This is a genomic window from Asticcacaulis sp. P4_H10 (assembly GCF_056400965.1).
In genome coordinates, this window is sequence record NZ_JBFUKH010000006.1 from 54,842 (window position 1) to 73,483 (window position 18,642).

20 protein-coding genes and 2 riboswitches are annotated in these 18,642 nt (G+C 62.1%); of the genes, 10 read left to right on the forward strand and 10 right to left on the reverse strand.

Annotated features, from left to right (window positions below):
• Nucleotides 1-17: 17 nt before the first annotated feature.
• Together rnhA and ispH are read right to left on the reverse strand one after the other, a co-directional pair.
• Complete coding sequence (rnhA, locus tag AC1DON_RS11970; protein ID WP_476935030.1) at nt 18-461, reverse strand: ribonuclease HI; 444 nt, start codon at nt 459-461, stop codon at nt 18-20.
• 2 nt (nt 462-463) lie between these two features.
• Nucleotides 464-1,408, reverse strand: a complete 945-nt coding sequence (gene ispH, locus AC1DON_RS11975; protein ID WP_476935031.1) for a 4-hydroxy-3-methylbut-2-enyl diphosphate reductase — start codon at nt 1,406-1,408, stop codon at nt 464-466.
• Nucleotides 1,409-1,624: 216 nt separating this feature from the next.
• Here ispH and AC1DON_RS11980 point away from each other — a divergent pair, with 216 nt between their 5' ends.
• Both AC1DON_RS11980 and argS read left to right on the forward strand, forming a co-directional pair.
• A complete protein-coding gene (locus AC1DON_RS11980) occupies nt 1,625-2,284 on the forward strand; it encodes a Tat pathway signal sequence domain protein (protein ID WP_476935032.1) in 660 nt (219 codons plus the stop codon).
• Nucleotides 2,285-2,349: 65 nt separating this feature from the next.
• On the forward strand, nt 2,350-4,173 hold the full coding sequence (argS, locus tag AC1DON_RS11985) for an arginine--tRNA ligase (RefSeq protein ID WP_476935033.1): 1,824 nt from the start codon (nt 2,350-2,352) through the stop codon (nt 4,171-4,173).
• A 28-nt stretch (nt 4,174-4,201) separates the two neighbouring features.
• Here argS and AC1DON_RS11990 read toward each other — a convergent pair whose 3' ends face one another.
• Entirely contained in the window at nt 4,202-4,516 is a 315-nt protein-coding gene (locus AC1DON_RS11990; RefSeq protein ID WP_476935034.1) for a TFIIB-type zinc ribbon-containing protein, read from the reverse strand.
• Nucleotides 4,517-4,671: 155 nt separating this feature from the next.
• On the opposite strand from AC1DON_RS11990, the gene AC1DON_RS11995 reads away from it, so the two are divergent.
• The 8 genes from AC1DON_RS11995 (at nt 4,672) to AC1DON_RS12030 (ending at nt 11,442) form a co-directional block, all read left to right on the forward strand.
• A complete protein-coding gene (locus AC1DON_RS11995; RefSeq protein ID WP_476935035.1) occupies nt 4,672-5,421 on the forward strand; it encodes an NYN domain-containing protein in 750 nt (249 codons plus the stop codon).
• Nucleotides 5,414-5,875, forward strand: coding sequence for a hypothetical protein (locus AC1DON_RS12000; protein WP_476935036.1), 462 nt, complete (start codon nt 5,414-5,416; stop codon nt 5,873-5,875). Before AC1DON_RS11995 ends, AC1DON_RS12000 begins: the two co-directional genes overlap by 8 nt.
• 28 nt (nt 5,876-5,903) lie before the next feature.
• Nucleotides 5,904-5,999: riboswitch (glycine riboswitch) on the forward strand.
• Nucleotide 6,000: 1 nt separating this feature from the next.
• Nucleotides 6,001-6,099: riboswitch (glycine riboswitch) on the forward strand.
• Nucleotides 6,100-6,126: 27 nt separating this feature from the next.
• Nucleotides 6,127-7,248, forward strand: coding sequence for a glycine cleavage system aminomethyltransferase GcvT (gene gcvT, locus AC1DON_RS12005; RefSeq protein WP_476935037.1), 1,122 nt, complete (start codon nt 6,127-6,129; stop codon nt 7,246-7,248).
• A gap of 13 nt (nt 7,249-7,261) precedes the next feature.
• Nucleotides 7,262-7,627, forward strand: coding sequence for a glycine cleavage system protein GcvH (gcvH, locus tag AC1DON_RS12010; protein ID WP_476935038.1), 366 nt, complete (start codon nt 7,262-7,264; stop codon nt 7,625-7,627).
• Nucleotides 7,628-7,636: 9 nt separating this feature from the next.
• Nucleotides 7,637-8,974, forward strand: a complete 1,338-nt coding sequence (gene gcvPA / locus AC1DON_RS12015) for an aminomethyl-transferring glycine dehydrogenase subunit GcvPA (protein ID WP_476935039.1) — start codon at nt 7,637-7,639, stop codon at nt 8,972-8,974.
• Between the two features lie 17 nt (nt 8,975-8,991).
• Nucleotides 8,992-10,536 carry an aminomethyl-transferring glycine dehydrogenase subunit GcvPB gene (gene gcvPB, locus AC1DON_RS12020; RefSeq protein WP_476935326.1) on the forward strand — a complete coding sequence of 515 codons (1,545 nt, stop codon included), beginning with the start codon at nt 8,992-8,994 and terminating at the stop codon, nt 10,534-10,536.
• A 78-nt stretch (nt 10,537-10,614) separates the two neighbouring features.
• Nucleotides 10,615-10,965 carry a hypothetical protein gene (locus AC1DON_RS12025; protein ID WP_476935040.1) on the forward strand — a complete coding sequence of 117 codons (351 nt, stop codon included), beginning with the start codon at nt 10,615-10,617 and terminating at the stop codon, nt 10,963-10,965.
• A gap of 93 nt (nt 10,966-11,058) precedes the next feature.
• Complete coding sequence (locus tag AC1DON_RS12030) at nt 11,059-11,442, forward strand: hypothetical protein (protein ID WP_476935041.1); 384 nt, start codon at nt 11,059-11,061, stop codon at nt 11,440-11,442.
• 54 nt (nt 11,443-11,496) lie between these two features.
• Here AC1DON_RS12030 and AC1DON_RS12035 read toward each other — a convergent pair whose 3' ends face one another.
• The 7 genes from AC1DON_RS12035 to AC1DON_RS12065 all read right to left on the reverse strand — a co-directional run bounded on the left by AC1DON_RS12035 (nt 11,497) and on the right by AC1DON_RS12065 (nt 18,574).
• Nucleotides 11,497-11,988 (reverse strand): F0F1 ATP synthase subunit B family protein, encoded by a 492-nt coding sequence (locus tag AC1DON_RS12035; RefSeq protein ID WP_476935042.1) that lies wholly within the window; start codon nt 11,986-11,988, stop codon nt 11,497-11,499.
• Between the two features lie 4 nt (nt 11,989-11,992).
• The gene (locus AC1DON_RS12040; protein WP_476935043.1) at nt 11,993-12,646 is read right to left on the reverse strand and encodes a F0F1 ATP synthase subunit B family protein; all 654 of its coding nucleotides are present in this window, start codon (nt 12,644-12,646) and stop codon (nt 11,993-11,995) included.
• Between the two features lie 25 nt (nt 12,647-12,671).
• Nucleotides 12,672-12,923 carry a F0F1 ATP synthase subunit C gene (locus AC1DON_RS12045; RefSeq protein ID WP_209718130.1) on the reverse strand — a complete coding sequence of 84 codons (252 nt, stop codon included), beginning with the start codon at nt 12,921-12,923 and terminating at the stop codon, nt 12,672-12,674.
• A 32-nt stretch (nt 12,924-12,955) separates the two neighbouring features.
• Nucleotides 12,956-13,717, reverse strand: a complete 762-nt coding sequence (locus tag AC1DON_RS12050; RefSeq protein ID WP_476935044.1) for a F0F1 ATP synthase subunit A — start codon at nt 13,715-13,717, stop codon at nt 12,956-12,958.
• A 118-nt stretch (nt 13,718-13,835) separates the two neighbouring features.
• Nucleotides 13,836-14,132 carry an AtpZ/AtpI family protein gene (locus AC1DON_RS12055; protein ID WP_476935045.1) on the reverse strand — a complete coding sequence of 99 codons (297 nt, stop codon included), beginning with the start codon at nt 14,130-14,132 and terminating at the stop codon, nt 13,836-13,838.
• A gap of 174 nt (nt 14,133-14,306) precedes the next feature.
• Nucleotides 14,307-17,783, reverse strand: coding sequence for a chromosome segregation protein SMC (gene smc / locus AC1DON_RS12060; protein ID WP_476935046.1), 3,477 nt, complete (start codon nt 17,781-17,783; stop codon nt 14,307-14,309).
• Between the two features lie 173 nt (nt 17,784-17,956).
• Nucleotides 17,957-18,574: a thioredoxin domain-containing protein gene (locus tag AC1DON_RS12065; RefSeq protein WP_476935047.1), complete on the reverse strand. Its 618-nt coding sequence runs from the start codon at nt 18,572-18,574 to the stop codon at nt 17,957-17,959.
• Nucleotides 18,575-18,642: the final 68 nt, after the last annotated feature.

Below are 18,642 nucleotides of genomic sequence, written 5' to 3' on the forward strand. Positions count from 1 at the left end.
TGCAGGGTGGAAGCGGGTCAGGACGCCAGGCGCGCTTCGGTAATGCCTTTATTGGCCAACTGATCGGCGCGTTCGTTGAGTTCGTGGCCGGCGTGGCCCTTGACCCAGTGCCACTTGATCTTGTGGGCTTTCGTGGCCGCATCGAGGCGCATCCACAGGTCGTCATTCTTCACCGGCTTCTTGTCGGCGGTCTTCCAGCCGCGCGCCTTCCAGCCGTGGATCCACTCCTTGATGCCCTTGAGGACATACTGGCTGTCGGCGTGCAGCTCGACTTCGCACGGCTTTTTCAGCGCTTCGAGCGCGGCAATGACCGCCATCAGCTCCATGCGGTTATTGGTCGTATTGGCCTCATAGCCATAGAGTTCCTTCTCATGACCATTGGCCATGAGGATGGCGCCCCAGCCGCCCGGGCCGGGATTACCCTTGCAGGCGCCGTCGGTGTAGATTGTGACCTTGCTCATCGTTATACCTGGGTCAGCACGCGCGGCAGTTTGAAGGTCACGGTTTCCTGGACGCCGGCATTCTCGATCACCTCGGCTTCGAAGCGCGCGGTTACCGCATTGACCAGGTCGCTGATCAGGTTTTCGGGCGCCGATGCGCCGGCGGAAATGCCCAGTACCTTGACGCCATCGAACCACGACCAGTCGACGTGCGACGCGTCGTCAACCAGGTAGGCCGCGCGCGCGCCGGCGCGCATGGCAACTTCGACCAGGCGCTGGGAGTTCGACGACTTGGCCGAGCCGATGACCAGCACCAGGTCGCACTCGGCGCTGATGTCCTTGACGGCGTCCTGGCGATTGGTCGTGGCGTAGCAGATGTCTTCCTTGTGCGGCACGGCGATCTGCGGGAAGCGTGCCTTGAGGACGCCGACGATTTCCGACGTGTCGTCGACCGACAGGGTCGTCTGGGTGACGAAGGCGAGATTCGCCGCGTCGATCGGCGTAAAGGCGCGCGCGTCCTCAACCGTCTCGATCAGCTTGACGACGCCTTCGGGCAGTTGCCCCATGGTGCCGATGACTTCGGGGTGGCCGGCGTGGCCGATCAGAACGATCTCGCGGCCTTCAGTAAAGTGACGCTCCGCCTCGACGTGGACTTTTGAGACCAATGGGCAGGTGGCGTCGAGATAGAACATCTTGCGCGTTTCGGCCTCGGCCGGCACCGATTTGGGCACGCCGTGGGCGGAAAAGACGACAGGCCGGTCGGGCGGGCACTGCTCCAGTTCCTTGACGAACACGGCGCCCAACGCCTTCAGCCGGTCGACGACGTGGCGGTTGTGGACGATCTCATGGCGCACATAGACGGGCGCGCCGTAAAGCTCCAGGGCGCGTTCGACGATCTGGATGGCACGGTCGACACCGGCGCAAAAACCGCGCGGCGTGGCGAGATAGACTTTCAACGAAGCGGACATGTCTCTCACATAAGGCGTTTTCGCGTCGTTCGCCACTGCAAACAGACGGTGTCGGCTTCGAAGTTGATCCGCCGTGATTTGGCCGCAGTCAGCCGATAAAACCCTTTGAAATTGCCCACACAGGCGCTACACATCGCCTAACGGCGCCGCTTCTACGGGGGAAGGGCTGGCCGGCAGTTACCCCGGCAACGCTGAATGTCCAGGATAGGCTTCTTCATGATCTCTTTGTCCCGCAGTCTTCTTACCGGCCTGTGTCTTGCCGTTGCGCTGGGCGCTGTGGCTTCGCCGGTCCTGGCCCAGAGCCGTGGCAAGGGCGAGGAAGAAACCGCCGAGGACAAGGCCAAGAAGGAAGACGAGTGGGGCGAGCGCACGCTGAACCTCAAGAAGCAAAAGGCCGAAGGTCCGTGCCCGTACGTCAAGGTGCTGTATGACGCCGCGCGCTACCATGAGTTCAAGGACAACAAGGAGGCCACCAGCGCCGCCATGTGGACCGGCGAAATCAATGGCGTAACCGCGGACTGCGCCTACAAGGGTGCCGATCCGATTCAGGTCGCTATCGATGTCGGCTTCTCGCTGGGCCGTGGCCCGCAGGCCGACGGCCAGAGCAAGACTTATCGCTACTGGGTAGCCGTGACCGAGAAGGACGCGACCGTCCTGGCCAAGCAGTGGTTCGAACTGCCTGTGACCTTCGCGCCGGGCCAGCAGCGCGCCGACGTCAATACGCGCCTCGACGGTATCGTCATTCCGCGCGCCGACGTATCGGTGTCGGGCTCGAACTTCGAAGTGCTGGTCGGTTTCGAAGTCACGCCGCAAATGGCGACCTTCAACCGCGACGGCAAGCACTTCCGCTACGTTTCGGGCGCTGGTCAGCAATAGGCTTGTATCTGAAAGCCTAGGTGCGTAAGAGGGCGGAGATTTCTCAAGCCTTCTTTGGATCTTGCATGTCCGACGCTTTCGCCCAATCCAACGACTTCAAAACGCAACTGACGACGGCGGCTGCGGCGGCCTTTACCGCTGAGGGCTTTGATGCCTCCGCCGGCCGGGTCAATGCGTCCGACCGCCCGGACCTGGCCGATTTTCAGTGCAATGGCGCACTCGCCGTCGCCAAGCAGGCCAAGGCCAATCCGCGCGACGTGGCGGGCCGCATCGTCGCGCACTTTGCCGATGACGCCCGCCTGAAGAGCACCGACATCGCCGGTCCTGGCTTCCTCAATTTCGTCCTGTCGGAAGGCGCCTTGAGCGACCGCGCCAATGTGCTGGCGGCCGACCCGCGCGTCGGAGCGCCCAATGTGGCAACCAGGCGCAAGGTCATCATCGACTACGGCGGCCCCAACGTTGCCAAGGAAATGCACATCGGCCACCTGCGCACTGCCGTCATCGGCGAGAGCCTGAAGCGTGTCATGCGCTACATGGGTGACGAAGTCATGGGCGACGCCCACTTCGGCGATTGGGGCTATCAGATGGGCCTGCTGATCCTGGCCCTTAGCGATGAGCAACCAGGCCTGCCGTATTTTGACGACGCCTATGCGGGCGACTATCCGTCCGAACCGCCAGTGTCGCTGGCCGATCTGGGGCGCCTGTATCCGCTGGCGTCCAACAAGGGCAAGTCTGATCCAGACTATCGCGATCGGGCGCGCAAGGCGACCAAGGAGCTTCAGGCCGGACGTAAAGGCTATCGCGCCCTGTGGCAGCACTTCGTCACCGTCAGCCGCGAAGCCCTGATCCGCGACTATGGCGCTTTGGGCGTGTCCTTTGACTGGTGGAAGGGCGAATCGGATGCCGATCCCTATATCGAAGGCATGGTTGAGGCGTTAAAGGCCAAGGGGCTGCTTGTCGAAGACGCGGGCGCCCAGGTCGTGCACGTTGCGCGGTCGGGCGAGACGCGCAAAAAGAAGCTCGACGACGGCTCCGTGATCGAGGTGCCAAGCCCGCCGCCGCTGCTGGTTGTCTCGTCGGAAGGCTCGGCTATGTATGGCACGACCGACGTTGCGACCATCGTCCAGCGCCAGAAGGAATACGGACCGGACCTCAGCCTCTACATTGTCGACCAGCGCCAGGCCGAGCATTTCGAGCAGGTCTTCCGCACCGCCTATCTGGCTGGGTTCGCGAAAGAGGGAGAACTCGAACACGCCGCCAATGGCACGGTCAATGGACCCGACGGCACGCCATTCAAGACGCGCGACGGCGGGACGCTTAAATTAGGCGAACTGATCGGGCAGGCGGTCGAAAAGGCGACAGAGCGGCTGAAGGAGGCCGGGCTGGGCGAGGGACTGTCCGAGGCTGAGTTCGCCGATACGGCCCATAAGGTGGCGGTGGCGGCCTTGAAGTTCGCAGAACTGTCCAATCACCGCCTGACCAACTACATCTTCGACCTCGATCGCTTTACCAGCTTCGAAGGCAAGACCGGACCGTATCTGCTCTATCAGGCCGTGCGGATCAAATCGATCCTGCGCAAAGCACGGGAGCAGGGCCTGGCCGCTGGTACGATCACCGTAACCGAGTCGGCGGAACGCGAACTGGTGCTGCTGCTCGACGCCTTCGATGCAGCGCTGAAGGAAACATACACCAAGCGCGCGCCGAACTTGCTGGCCGACCACACCTACCGGTTGGCCCAGGCATTTTCGAAATTCTACGCCGCGTGCCCCGTCCTGCTGGGTGAGGACACGGCGCTGAAGGCTTCGCGCCTGGGGCTGGTCGCCCTGACTCTGCGCCAACTCGAACTGGGGCTGGACCTGATGGGCATGTCGGCCCCCGACCAGATGTAATAAAGGCAGGGCATTTGCCCTGCCTTTTTCAAAAGTCGAATATGTCGCCGAGGTCGAAACCTCTTTTCTTCTTCTTGTACTGATCGCCGTATCGCCGGCGATCGTCATCATCGTCGTCATCGCGCTTGTACGGCTTCTGATACTGGGGTTGTTGTGGAGGCTGATATTGCGGCGGCGGAGAGTTCGGCATGGGGGCGTGCCCCTGCGCGAGGCCCAGGAGCTTTTCCAGTTCGCCACGGTCAAGCCAGACACCCCTGCATTGCGAGCAAACATCGATGAGGATGCCTTCGCGCAAGACTTCGCGGAACGCACCCTGGCAGACGGGGCAGGTGATGGCGGACATGGCTTTTCCTTCAATGACTTATCTATAAGACATTGGCATTTAACTGCCGGGTTCAAGCCTGTCCGGTGCGGAAAATAAGCTTAGAATCCGAAAGCTGCTGACAAAGCCGTGAAGTTGGGTTTAACTGTTACCGGAAGATTAACGGGCGGGTTGTCATGGCGGGGCGTGAAGGCAAGGGGACCGGTAAGACGCCGCCGAAATCGGGCGGCTGGTTGTTCCCGCTGTTCCGCAAACGCGCTGCCTTCTACATCGATGGGTTCAACCTTTATCACGCCGTCGACGCCTATAAGCGTCCCTATCTGAAATGGTTGAATCTCAAGGCGTTGGGCCGGGCCATCGCGCCAAAATCCGAGGCCGTCAAGCGCGTGGTCTGGTGCTCGGCCATCCGTCAGCAGTCCAAGAGCAAGATCAAGCGCCACGAAGACTATATGAAGGTGCTGAAGTCCCAGGGCGTCATCTGCCGCATGGGCCATTTCGTCCATGCGACGGACGGCTGTAATTCGTGCGGCCACAAATGGCAGCTTTCGGTCGAAAAGCAGGGCGATGTGAACCTGGCCCTGTCGATCGCGGCGGATGCCGAGGACGATCTGTTCGACGTCTGCTATCTGGTGACGGCCGACGGCGATCACGCAGCGACGGCGCGTTACCTGAAGGAACGCTTCCCGAAGAAGAAGCTGGTTCTGGTGACGCCGCCCGGCCGCTTTCACAACCGCCATATCGAGCGCATTGCCGATGAATGCATCGAGATCGAGACCCACCACCTCGAAGCCTCGCTGCTGCCCGAGATGACCAAGGTGCGCAAACGCCTGCTGCAACGGCCCGACATCATCAATCGGCCGGAACAGTATGATCCGCCGCAGGTTCGCCAGAAGGCCCACCTGCGCCTCATCGTCAATAATGGCTGAGGCTTTTGAGGACCGCCTCTATGCGCTCCTTACGGATATGGAGGCAGATGATCCGACATATATCGAACGTTTTAAAGCCAAAGGCGATGCAGCGGTTTTGTATGCTGACCTAGCCGTAGAGCCTGAGGATCTTGACGAAGAACTCGTCGCATTGATGCGTGAGTTCGGCGTGTCCATGCCTTGGGGCGAGGGGCCGTTTCCGCAGAACACGCTTTTCTGCAAGGATTACTGGGCGCTTCAGAGCGTTACCGTTGGCCAGTTAAAAGAGGCCATAGAGTCCGGCGGCTGGCCTGAAGGCGTCTGGTACTATCACAAGAACACAACGTGGGATCATATACGCACTGCCATTGCGTTGCCTTTTCTCCTGGCGATAGCGATTATCGCTGCCCCGATCGGCTTTGTGATTGTCGGTGTGTTGTGGTTGAAAGATCTCGTTTTCCGCAAGGCCGCTTGACTCTTAATCTTTCGCGTCGCACAAGGAACCGACTCTCGCGGGAGAGAGCGTGACTCGGTTTGTCACGCCGCCGAAGGCGCAACCGCCCCGGAAACGCTCAGGCACAAAGGACCGCGCAGAGACACCAGAACGCTGGAAAGTGATGGCTTGCCATCCGCCGACGGAGCAAAGGCTGTTGCAAAACAGGCCGAAATCTCTCAGGCTAAAAGGACAGCGGGGGCAGATGATGTTCAGTCGATCTGCGAGCCCCCATGCCCGATACTCAAGACATTCTAAAATTCACGCCGCTGTATGACCGCCACGTCGCCTTGGGTGGCCGCATTGTGCCGTTTGCCGGTTACAATATGCCCGTTCAGTATGAAGGCGTGCTGGGCGAGCACAAATGGACGCGCGAAAGCTGCGGCCTGTTCGATGTCTCGCACATGGGGCAGGCGCGCCTTACCGGTGAGGGCGCCATAGCCACGCTCGAAGCGCTGACGCCCACGGACTTTGCCGTGTTAAATCCAGGAAAGCAGAAATATTCACTGCTGCTGGATGACAATTCCGGAATTCTCGATGATTGGATGGTGTCGCGTCCGGAGGACGATGGCTTCTTCCTGGTCGTCAACGCCGCCTGCAAGGATCAGGACTTCGCCATCATCGCCGGAAACCTGAAGCCGGAAGCCAACTTTGAAGTCCTGACCGACCGCGCGCTGCTGGCGCTGCAGGGACCGAAAGCCAATCATGTCATGCAGGCTTTCTGCCCGGCAGCTTGCGATTTATATTTCATGGAATGTGGAACCTTCGATCTGCTGGGCGAAACAGCCTTCATTTCGCGCTCGGGCTATACCGGCGAGGACGGCTTCGAAATCAGCTTCCCGGCCGCCAAGGTCGCCGAACTGTGGGACCAGCTTCTGACCCATCCGACTGTCAAGCCGATCGGTCTCGGTGCCCGCGACAGCCTGCGCATGGAAGCCGGTATGCCGCTCTACGGCCACGAGATGGACGCCAGCTACAGCCTGGCCGAAGCAAATCTGGGCTTTGCCATGTCGAAGTCGCGTGTCACACGCGGCGATATCAAGGGATTTGACCGTCTGAGGCCGCAGCTCGACGGCCAACTCGATCGTGTCCGCGTCGCTCTGAAGATCCTTTCCGGTCCGCCGGCACGCGAAGGCGCAAAGATCGTTGCCAAGGATGGCGGCGTCTTGGGCGTCGTCACCTCGGGCGGGCCGTCGCCGTCGCTCGGCTATTCCATCGCCATGGGCTATGTCCCGCCGGCCGAAGCCGCCATTGGCACCCAGCTGGATGTCGAGGTGCGCGGCAAGCCGTACCCCGCAGAAATCGTATCTTTGCCGTTCGTCGCGAACGGCTATCACCGCAAACCCAAAGCCTAGACAGGAGAGCCTCATGAAGTTCACCAAGGACCACGAATGGGTCGAAGTAACGGGTGACACCGCGCTCGTCGGCATCACCGCCTATGCCGCCAATGCCCTGGGCGACGTCGTGTTTGTTGAAATCCCCGAAGTCGGCAAGAGCCTGACCAAGGGCGACAGCTTTGCCGTCGTCGAAAGCGTCAAGGCCGCGTCGGACGTCTATGCGCCGGTTTCGGGCGAAGTCGTCGCTGCCAATGACGACCTGCCGAACAGCCCCGACACGGTCAATGCCGCGCCGGAAAGCGCCGGCTGGATCGCCAAGGTCAAGCTCTCCAACCCGTCCGAGCTGGATGAGCTGATGGATCGCGACGCCTACGAAGCCTATCTGGATACCCTGTAAGGAATACCCATGCGTTACCTGCCGCTGAGCGAGGCCGACCGGGCTTCGATGCTCGACACCATTGGTGTCAAATCCGTCGACGACCTGTTCGTCGATGTCCCGCAATCCGCTCGCCGCAGCGGCACGGTCGACCTGCCGACATTCGCCGGCGAACTGGAGGTCGAGGCGCAACTGAATGCCTTTGCCGCTCAGAACCTGAGCCCGGCCAAGGCGCCGTTCTTTGTCGGTGCGGGCGCCTACCGCCACCACATTCCGGCGACCGTCGATCACATCATCCAGCGTTCGGAGTTCCTGACCAGCTATACGCCGTACCAGCCCGAGATCGCGCAAGGCACGCTTCAGGTGCTGTTCGAGTTCCAGACCCAGGTCGCGCGCCTGACCGGCATGCCGGTCGCCAATGCCTCGCTCTATGACGGTTCGACCGCGGCGGGTGAGGGCGTGCTGATGGCGCAGCGCATCACCAAGCGCAACAAGGCGGTCCTGTCGGGCGGCCTGCACCCGCATTACCGCGAAACGATTGAGACCCTGGCGCACGCCGTCGGCATCGAAACCGAAGCCTGCCCGATGGTGGTCGATGGCGAAGCCGAAGTGCTCAGCCATATCGACGCCGGCACGGCGTGCGTCGTCGTCCAGACGCCGAACGTCTTCGGTACCGCCACCGACCTGACCAAGATCGCCGAGGCCGCCCAGGCCGCCGGTGCGTTGCTCATCGTCGTCGTTACCGAAGTGATGTCGCTGGGCCTCTTGAAATCGCCCGGTGAAATGGGTGCCGACATCGTCGCCGTCGAAGGCCAGTCGATTGGCGTGCCTTTGTCGTTCGGCGGCCCCTATGTCGGCCTGTTCGCCGCCAAGGAAAAGTACCTGCGCAACATGCCGGGCCGCCTGTGCGGTGAGACGGTCGACGCCGACGGCGAGCGCGGCTTCGTGCTGACGCTTTCCACGCGCGAGCAGCACATCCGCCGCGATAAGGCGACGTCGAACATCTGCACCAATTCCGGTCTATGTGCCCTGGCCTTCTCGATCCATATGAGCCTGCTCGGCCAGGAAGGTCTGAAGCGTGTCGCCAAGATCAACTACGCCAAGGCGCATGCGCTGAAGGACCAGTTGGTTGCCGCAGGCATTGACGTCGTCACGCCGCGCTTCTTCAACGAGTTTACCGTGAAGCTGCCCAAGCCCGCCGCCGAAGTGGTCGAGGCCCTGGCCGCCAAGGGGATCCTGGCCGGTGTGCCGGTATCGCGCCTTGATGCCGATCCTGCCCTTGCCAATCATCTGATCATTGCTGCCACCGAAACGGTGACGGACGCGGATATGTCGGCGCTTGTCGCTGGCCTGAAGGAGGTGCTGTGATGGCCGATACGCCGAAAATGAACACTGTCGGCCGCCCGTCCGCGCCTGACTTCGAAGTCGAGAACACCTCGTTCAAGACTCTGCTGGGCGGCCGCGGCCTGCTCCAGTCGGAAAAGCTGATCTTCGAATGGGACGACTATCACCGCACCGGCGTCGATTTCGCAGACGTCGCCATCGATACGTCCGACCTGGGCGATCTGGTGCGCGGTGACACGCTCAACCTGCCGGGCCTGACCGAGCCTGAGGCCGTGCGCCACTATGTCCGCCTCAGCCAGAAGAACCACGCCATTGACCTGGCGCTCTATCCGCTGGGCTCGTGCACGATGAAGCACAATCCGCGCCTCAACGAGAAGATGGCGCGCGTCCAGGGCTTGGGCGACATCCACCCGCTCCAACCGGTCTCGACCGTCCAGGGCGCTTTGGCGCTGATGGACAGCCTGGCCCACTGGCTGACGACGCTTACCGGCATGCCGGCCGTCGCCCTGACACCCAAGGCGGGCGCCAATGGCGAGCTGTGCGGCCTGCTGGCCATCAAGGCGGCCCACGAAGCCAAGGGGCAGGGGCAGCGCCGCACGGTCCTGGTGCCGTCGTCGGCCCACGGCACCAACCCCGCCACGGCGGCTTTCGTCGGCTATACGGTGCGTGAGATCGGCCAGACCAGTGACGGCCGCGTCGATATCGAAGACCTGAAGGCCAAGATTGCTGCGACCGGTGATCAACTGGCGGCGATCATGCTGACCAACCCGAACACCTGCGGTTTGTTTGAGCGCGACATCGTCACCATCGCCGAGCTGATCCACGGCGCCGGCGGCTACTTCTACTGCGACGGCGCCAACTTCAACGCCATTGTCGGCCGCGTTCGCCCGGGCGACCTGGGCGTCGACGCTATGCATATCAACCTGCACAAGACCTTCTCGACGCCCCATGGCGGCGGCGGGCCCGGCGCAGGCCCAGTGGTGCTGTCGGACGCCCTGGCGGCCTTTGCGCCGCGTCCGTGGGTCGTGTCCGCAGGTGAGGGGTTTACGCTTGAAGAGCACGGCGAAGACGCCTCCAAGGCCAATTTCGGCCGCATGTGCGCCTTCCACGGCCAGATGGGCATGTATATCCGCGCCCTGACCTATATGCTGAGCCACGGTTCGGATGGCCTCAAGCAAGTCGCTGAAGACGCCGTGCTGAACGCCAACTACATCAAGGCAGCACTGGGTGATGTCATGAGTGTGCCGTTCCCGGACGGCCCTTGCATGCACGAAGCCCTGTTCGACGACAGCTGGCTGGAAGGCACCGGCGTGACTACTCTCGACTTCGCCAAGGCGATGATCGACGAAGGCTTCCACCCGATGACCATGTACTTCCCGCTGGTCGTCCATGGCGCCATGCTGATCGAACCAACCGAGACCGAGTCGAAGGCCGAGCTCGATGGCTTCATTGCCGTGCTGCGCGCTTTGGCCGCAGCGGCGCTCGATGGCGACGTCAAACGCTTCAAAGGCGCGCCCTACCTGGCGCCCGCCAAGCGTCTGGATGAGACCCGTGCAGCGCGTCAGCCAAAACTTACGCATAGCTGACGAATTTGTAACCTTATACTGCTAGCATTACCCGTGTGGTGTCCCTATATCGGGATCATCATACGGGAACGCGACGAGATGAAACTGTTGGTCAAGATGTCATTGATGCTGGTGGGCTTCGTGCTCATGGCATTTGGCGTCCTGATTGCGCCATTGCCAGGGCCGCTGGGCGTGCCCTTCTTTATCGGCGGCCTGATTCTCGTCCTGCGCAACTCGACCTGGGCCAAGCGCAGCTTTATCCAGATGCGCCGCCGTTACCCCAAGATTTTCGGTCCTGTCCGTGCCCTCCTGCGCCCGGGCGCCAAGGTTGTCGCCCTGATGTGGCTGAACATGCTGCGCACCGAACGCCACTTCCTGCGCCGCAAGGACCGCTTCCTGTTCCGCTTCCGCCGTGGCGTGTTCCGTCCGCGTAGACCGGCCTTCGGCTAAGAGTTTCAAAGCCCTTCGGATCATTCCGGAGGGCTTTTTGTATTGCCGCCGAACCGTGTTAGCCTCTCGTGGAAATTGTCCGGGGAGGGGCACATGACTATGGCAGACAAGATTCTGTTATTTCTAAATCCGCTGTTTTTGTTCAGTGCAGCCAGCCTGATCGTAAAATTCTCGGTGCTTGCCAACCTCGTCCTGGCGGCGTCGGGAGCGGTGATCGTCCTGACCCGGTTACTGCAAAGGAAACCTGCACAGTCTTATGGTTTTCTGGCCGCCTTGGCTTGGATGGGACCGGCGGTGAGCGCGCTCGGCATTGCCTATGTGGCCTATGTCTACTTCTGGATTATCGATGCTGAAATGCGCAGTGAGCCTTTGCAATGGCTTGTCTCTGCCGGTGACGCACTTGTTGCAGTGGAAGCTGGTGTGCTCACAGCTCTCGTCGGTATGGTGGGAAGTCGCCTGCTCAGGCGTAACGCATAAGAAAAGGCCCGGAGCGAACTCCGGGCCTTTGTCTTTTTCGATAGACGGTGCTGCTTACGAGAAGCGGCCTTCCAGCTGTCCGATAGCCTTGTCGACCGCAGGGTCGGCGCCGAGGCCGGCCGTACGTTCAGTCAGGATGGTCTCAGCCAGTTGCGTCGCCAGGTCGGCGGCAGCGGCCTTGACGTCGGCAGCGGCGCGGGCTTCGGCTTGCGCAATCTTGCGCTCTGCCTGTTCTTCGCGACGCTTGATCGTCTCGGCCAGCTTGACGCGGGCGTCTTCGGTCAGGCGTTGTGCCTGCTCTTCGGCCAGGGCGATGATCTCCTTGGCCTTCAGTTCAGCTTCCTGACGCTGGGTCTTGATGCTGTTGAGCAGGTCGGTCGCTTCCTGGCGGATGCGCACGGCTTCATCCAGTTCGGCGCGAACGGCCTTACCGGTGTCGCCAAGGCTTTTCCAGATGGCACCCGGAACGCCGGCAATGACCAGGATCAGGAAGAAGATCAGCAGGCCAACGCGGACCCAGAATTCCGGTTCTGCGAAATTGAACATGATCTTATACCTTCTGCTGGGCGGCGCGCAGGGCTGCCTGCGTTGCCGCCTTGCCGGTCAGCTTCTGCACAACGGCCGAGGCTGTTTCCGAGGCGATGTCACGGACGTGGCTCATGGCTTCGTCACGAGCGGCCTTGATGCGAGCTTCGGCTTCCGACAGACGGGCGTTCAGCTTGACGTCTTCCGTAGCCTGGGCCGCCGCGATCTCCGCGTTCGACTTGGCCACGGCTTCCGCCGCCAGCTTCTTGGACAGGGCTTGGGCCGCGGCGGTTTCTGCCGCGGCTTCCTTGGCCTGAGCTTCAGCTTCATCGCGGTTGGCGCGTGCATTGGCCAGGTCCTCGGCAATCGTGGCGCCGCGCGTATCGATGGCTTTACGCAGGCGCGGCGCGAAGACGCGGCCGACCATCACATAAAGCACGACGAAAACGATCAGCAGCCAGACGATCTGTCCGCCCCAGTGCTGGGTATCCAGCTGGGGAAGACCGCCCGACCCATGCTCGGCGCCATGTTCGGTCGTTTCCGTAACATGGTCCGACGCAGCACCGTGCGGCTCGGTTTCAGCAAAAGGCACCGTCGAATCCCCGGCTACCGCTTGCGCGGACACAGGTGTGTCGGCGGCAGCGAGTGGCGCGGCTTCGGGTGAGGTTGCGGCGTACATGTCGTGTTCCTGAGCCTTTATCGGCTCAACCGAAGAGGATCAGAAGGGCGACAACGAACGCGAAGATGCCGAGCGCTTCGGTCAGCGCCATGCCGATGAACAGGTTGGTTTGCTGTTCCTTGGCGGCCGAAGGGTTGCGCAGGGCGCCGTTGAAGAAGTTACCGAACAGGATGCCGAGGCCGATACCGGCGCCGATCATGCCGAAGGTCGCGATACCAGCGCCGATGAATTGCAGGCCGCTAGCGATCGCCTGAGCGGATTGAAGGTCCAAAGCCATGGAAAAACTCCGTTAGTCAAAAAGGATGAAGATTAGTGGTGGCCGATATTGACCACGTCACCGAGATAGACGCAGGCCAGAACCGCAAACACGAAGGCTTGCAGATATGCGACCAGGAATTCGAGGGTCGTGAGGGCAACGATTGCCGTCACAGGGATGATGGCGCCCAGGACGCCGCCCATGCCCAGCGCTGCCAGCGAGATAACGAAGCCGGCAAACACCTTGAGCACGATGTGACCGCCGACCATGTTGCCGAACAGACGAAGCGCCAGGGTGATCGGGCGAACGAAGAAGGAGATGATTTCGATCGGAATGATCAGCGGCACCAGGTACCAGGGCACGCCCGACGGCAGGAACAGCTTGAAGAAGCCGAGGCCATGGCTGACCAGACCGACCACGATGACCAGGCCGATCGTCATGAGGGCCAGGGTGATAGTCACCGCCAGCTGCGACGTCGCCGTGAAGTATGTGAACATGCCGACCAGGTTACAGCCCAGGATGAACAGGAACAGGGTCAGGACGTAGGGCAGGAACTTGCGGCCATCGTGGCCGATGATCGATTCCACCATGCCATCGATGGTGTTGAACAGGCCTTCGGCCATGACCTGGCCACGGCCGGGAACAATCGCGGCACGCGCTGTCGTGACGGCAAAGAAGGCGATCATCGAGCCAACAGCGATCAGCATCGCCAGCACCGAGTTGGTGATCGACATGTCGATCGAAAGGCCGAAGACTTCCACAGCCGGAAGGTCGACGACCTTCTGGATCTGGAACTGGTGCATTGGATCGGCCATGAGCCTCTTAAACCTCTTGGATGCGGTCCGGCGCGAAGACTGCGCGAACGCGAATAATTCAGCAATGCGGCTGGAATGGCCGGCTTGGTGTTCCTATCTCAGATGCCGGCCGCGCGGATCAGCGTGACTGGCTGGACTTGATGATCGCGTACATCGCCACGATCATCCCCAGAATGGTCCCGACAATCATGCCCCACGGTTGCGCGTGAAAAACATAGGTGTCGGCAAGCCAACCCAGTCCCAAACCTCCCAGAATGCCCCCCAGCAGTTCGCCAAGGACCTGGAAGCCCTTGTTGGCGCCGACTTCCGCCTTCGTGTCGACCGTCTTGCGTCTGCGCGCTTCGATCGCCTTCAGGCGCCGGTCGAGATCGTCCAAATTGTCCGTCTTCGACCCATCGGGGGGTTCATCTGTCACGTTCAGCACCTAACAGGCGGATAACAGATGTTAGCCGTCTTAGAACGGCGCGGAAACTACTCAAGCGGGGCTGAAAGGTCAAGCAATTGCGGCGCAATTCTCACCGATTGTCACAATTGACGGTGAAGGGTCGCAGAAAGCGGCGGAATTATCGGAATAATATAGGAAAAACGCCTAGGCGACGTCCTCCGCAACCAGGGCTTCGGCCTGCGACAGATCGACGCTGACCAGCTGCGACACGCCGCGTTCGGACATGGTGACGCCAAACAGGCGGTCCATGCGCGACATGGTGACGGGGTTGTGGGTGATGGCGATGAAGCGCGTCTTGGTGCGGCTGCGCATCTCGGCCAGCAGGCGGCAATAGCGATCGACATTGGCGTCGTCCAACGGCGCATCGACTTCGTCGAGAACGCATACCGGCGCCGGATTGGCCAGGAAGACGCCGAAGATCAACGCGGTCGCCGTGAGGGCCTGCTCGCCGCCCGACATCAGGCTCATGGTCGACAGGCGCTTACCCGGCGGGCAGGCATAGATTTCGAGGCCGGCTTCCAGCGGATCGTCTGATTCGACCAGGCGCAGCTCGGCAGACCCGCCACCGAACAGAGTGACAAACAGGGTCTTGAAATGCTCGTGGATGATCTCGAAGGCCGCCAGCAGGCGTTCGCGGCCTTCGGCGTTGAGTTCGTCAATACCGTCGCGCAGCTTGGCGATGGCGGTAATCAGGTCCGAGCGCTCTTTCGACAGGGTGTCGAGGCGTGATTCGTATTCGGACGCTTCTTCTTCGGCGCGCAGGTTGACGGCGCCGAGTGCATCGCGCTCCTTCTCAAGACCCGACAGCAGCGATTCCGCGCCCGACGCATCGGCTGGCGTCGCGATGGCTTCTTCCTTGAGGCGCTTGCCCAGATCGTCGGGCGTACCGCCGGTCTGGTCGAGGATGGTGGCCTCGATCTCGGCGGTACGCTGCTGGATGGCTTCGAGGCGGGCGGCTGTGCCGGCACGTTCTTCGCGGGCGGCGGCGGCGGTTGTTTCAGCGCCGCGGACATTGATATCGGCGTCTCTCCGGGCGCTCTCCGCCGCATTCAACTGGTCGCGGGCTTCACTGAGGCGTTTCTGGGCGATCTCGAGCTGATCGACCAGGGCGACGCGGCGGGTTTCGAACTCGGCCGGCGCCGCCTGTGCCTTGCTGAGCGCCTCGCGGCTCTTGTTTTCGCTCTCTTCCAGCTCAGCCAGGCGGTTACCCGAATCACCGGTGCGGCGGGTCCAGTCGGTCAGTTCGCGGCTGAGATTGCGTTCGCGGCCCTCGCGGGCCTGGCGGTCGCGGGCTTCCTGATCGAGCTGCGCGCGCGCGGTCATGACGGCCTGGCGGTGCGTGTCGGCCAGGCGGCGCGCCTGGACCAGCATGTCGTTCATAGCCTCGGCCTGGCCGGACTGCGACTGGCTGGCCATCGCGGCCTTGTAGAGATGCTCGATTTCCTTGTGGTCGGATTCCAGGCGCGTCAGGCTGGCGTCGAGGTGCTCGCGCCGTGCCTCGTACTGGGTCTGGGCGCGCAGGCGGTCGTCGTGGCCCTGCTGACGCGCACGGGCGGTGCGTTCCAGGTCAGGCAGCTTCTGGCGCGCCTGGCGCAGGGCGTCCTCGTGTCTGCGCTGGGTATCGGCGGCTTCGGTCTGCGCCTTCTGGGCTGCGGCCTGGCGCGGCTTGAGGCCGTCGATCTCGCTTTCCAGCTCTTCCAGGCGGTTGCGTTGCGCCAGCCGGACGGCGGCAGGCTTGGGTGCCTTGGCGCGCACAATCATGCCGTCCCAGCGCCATAGGTCGCCTTCCTTGGAGACCAGGCGCGCGCCGACCGGCAGTTGCCCCTGCAAGCGGTCGCCGTCGCCTTGCGCGACGACACCGATGGTCGACAGACGTAAAGACAGGGCGTCAGGCGCGCGGACATGCTGGCTCAACGGCGCAACGCCTAACGCAGACAGGTCCATCTTGGCTGCGCGGCTCTCAAAATCTTCGGTCCAGAAGGCGAGCTTATCCAGCGCGCCGGCCTTGGAGAGGGTGAGATTTAGGTCGTCGCCAAGCGCCGCCGCCAGCGCCAGCTCAAAGCCCTTGTCGGGGCGGACCTGGTCGAGCACCGGCTGGCCGGTCATTTTTTGCGGACCGCTCAGGATCTGGCTCAGGCCGCGCGCTTCAGCGGTCAGGCGGCCCAACTGGTCTTCCAGTTCGCGCGATAATTTGCGTGCTTGAGCCTCGGCATTGACCAGTTCGACCCGGCCGCCTTCCAGCACTTCGGCGTCCTTGCGGGCGGCTTCAAGCTGGGCCAGCGCGTTGGCCGCGTCGTTGCGTAAGGACTCCAGCGCATCATAGTCGAAATTGCCGAGCGCCTTGCGCTCATTCATCGCCTGGGTCAGCTGCGCACTCAGGCGATCGTAGCGCGACTTGGCCTCCTGCAGGCGCGAGGCCTCGAGCTTCTGGCGCTCCTGAAGCGCAGCCTGTTGCGCCGCCAGGACTTCGATCGCCTTGTCGGCATTGACGCGCTTTTCCTCGGCTTCATCGACCGCGCGTTTCAGTTCGGGTTCGCGCGATGGGGCGTCGGCAATTTCCTGACGGACGCGGGCCAGCAGCGATTGCAGGCGCTCCATCTGGACCGAGCCGTCTGACGACAGGTCGAGTTCGCGCTGCTGGTCGGCCTTGATGCGGCTCAGTTCGCCCTTGAGCCGTTCGATCTCGGTGATAATCTGCTTTTCTTCGAGGTCGAGCCGCTCTTTCTCGATGTTGAGGCGGTGCATGACCGTGGCGGCGACGGCCTCTTCTTCGCGCAGGGGCGGCACAGCCTCGGTAGCGTTGATCTGTTCGGTCTGGGCGATAGCGGCCGCTTTGGCAGTCTCTTCGACACGTAGCGACAGGGTCTGCATTTCGCTGACCGTGCCTTCCAGCAGGCTGCGGACCTCAAGCCATTTTGCGTGCAGGATGGATTTCTGCAGGGCGCGGATTTCCGCCGAGATCTTGCGGTACTTTTCGGCCTGGCGCGATTCGCGCTTCAGGCGCGACAGAGCGGTGTCCAGTTCGCGGGCGATGTCTTCCAGGCGCGCCAGATTGGCTTCGGCAGCCGTCAGGCGCAGTTCGGCCTCGTGACGGCGGGTGTGCAGGCCCGAGACGCCGGCGGCTTCTTCGAGGACGCGGCGGCGGTTCTGCGGTTTGGCGCCGATCAGTTCCGATATCTGGCCCTGGCGGACGAGGGCGGGCGAGTTGGCGCCAGTCGAGGCGTCGGCGAACAGCAGTTGCACGTCGCGGGCGCGCACCTCCTTGCCGTTGATGCGATAGCTGGAGCCCGCGCCGCGATCGATACGACGGGCGACGTCCAGCACCGGCTGATCGGTAAAAGGCTGGGGCGCCAGACGCTCGGCATTGTCGATGGTCAGGGTGACTTCGGCCCAGTTGCGCGACGGGCGCTTGTCCGATCCGGCGAAGATGACGTCGTCCATGCCGGCGCCGCGCATCGCCTTGGCCGAAGTCGCGCCCATGACCCAGCGCAGGGCTTCCAGCAGGTTCGACTTGCCGCAGCCGTTCGGCCCGACAATGCCGGTCAGGCCCGGATCGATGCGGAACTCGGTCGCATCGACGAAGGACTTAAATCCTGACAGTTTGAGCTTCTGGAACTGCAACGAAGGGCCTTTTTAGGCATTAATGTCCCGAATTCTTTCGGAATTCGGCAGTGCGATTGCACACCCGTTATGGGCGGCAAGAATCATCTCTATCGCGCCTATATCAGCGCAAATCGCCTGACAAGACAATTGCCAAGCGCTATTCGCTTTTCAGGGGATTATTTCTTCAGGGGTTATTTCTGGGCTGCGGCGATGGCGGCGTCGAGTTCGGCCATCTCGTGCCCGTCGATCAGCTTGCCGTTGACGACAAAACTTGGCGTCATGCGGATATTGTGCTGCTCGGCGTGGGCTCTCATCGTCTTGTAGAAGGCGTCGAGCTGCTTTTCATCCGTCACGCAATCCAGTTGCGCCATTGGATCGAGCCCGGTCTTCTTCTGTACGCCCTGGGTCAGTGGGCTGAGGTCGCCAGACTCGAAATAGGCTTCCTGGCCGGTGAAGAAGGTTTCCAGCACGGCGAAATAGGGCGCAGAATTGGCCGGCGTCTTGCTTCTGGCGACAGCGCAGCGGCCGATCATGAAGGCCGACAGGGCGTATTCCGCAGGCGAGGTCACGATCTCACGGAAGATGTAACGGACCTTGCCGGTGGCGACGTACTTGGCCTGGAAGGCGGGCCAGATGTCCTTGTTCCAGTGGGCGCAGTGCGGGCAGGCAGCCGAGGCGTATTCGATGACCGTAATCGGCGCCTTGGGGTTACCCAGGCTCATATCGGGCAGCATGCCGGGTTCGGCCGGCACGACGTGAGCGGGCAGGACGGGCGCCCTGACCACTTTCGCGGCAGCAGGCTTTGCCAAGGGTTTCTTGGGAGCAACAGCAAAAGCGTTGCTCCCCAAGAGCATGGTCATGGCAATCAAAATGCCTG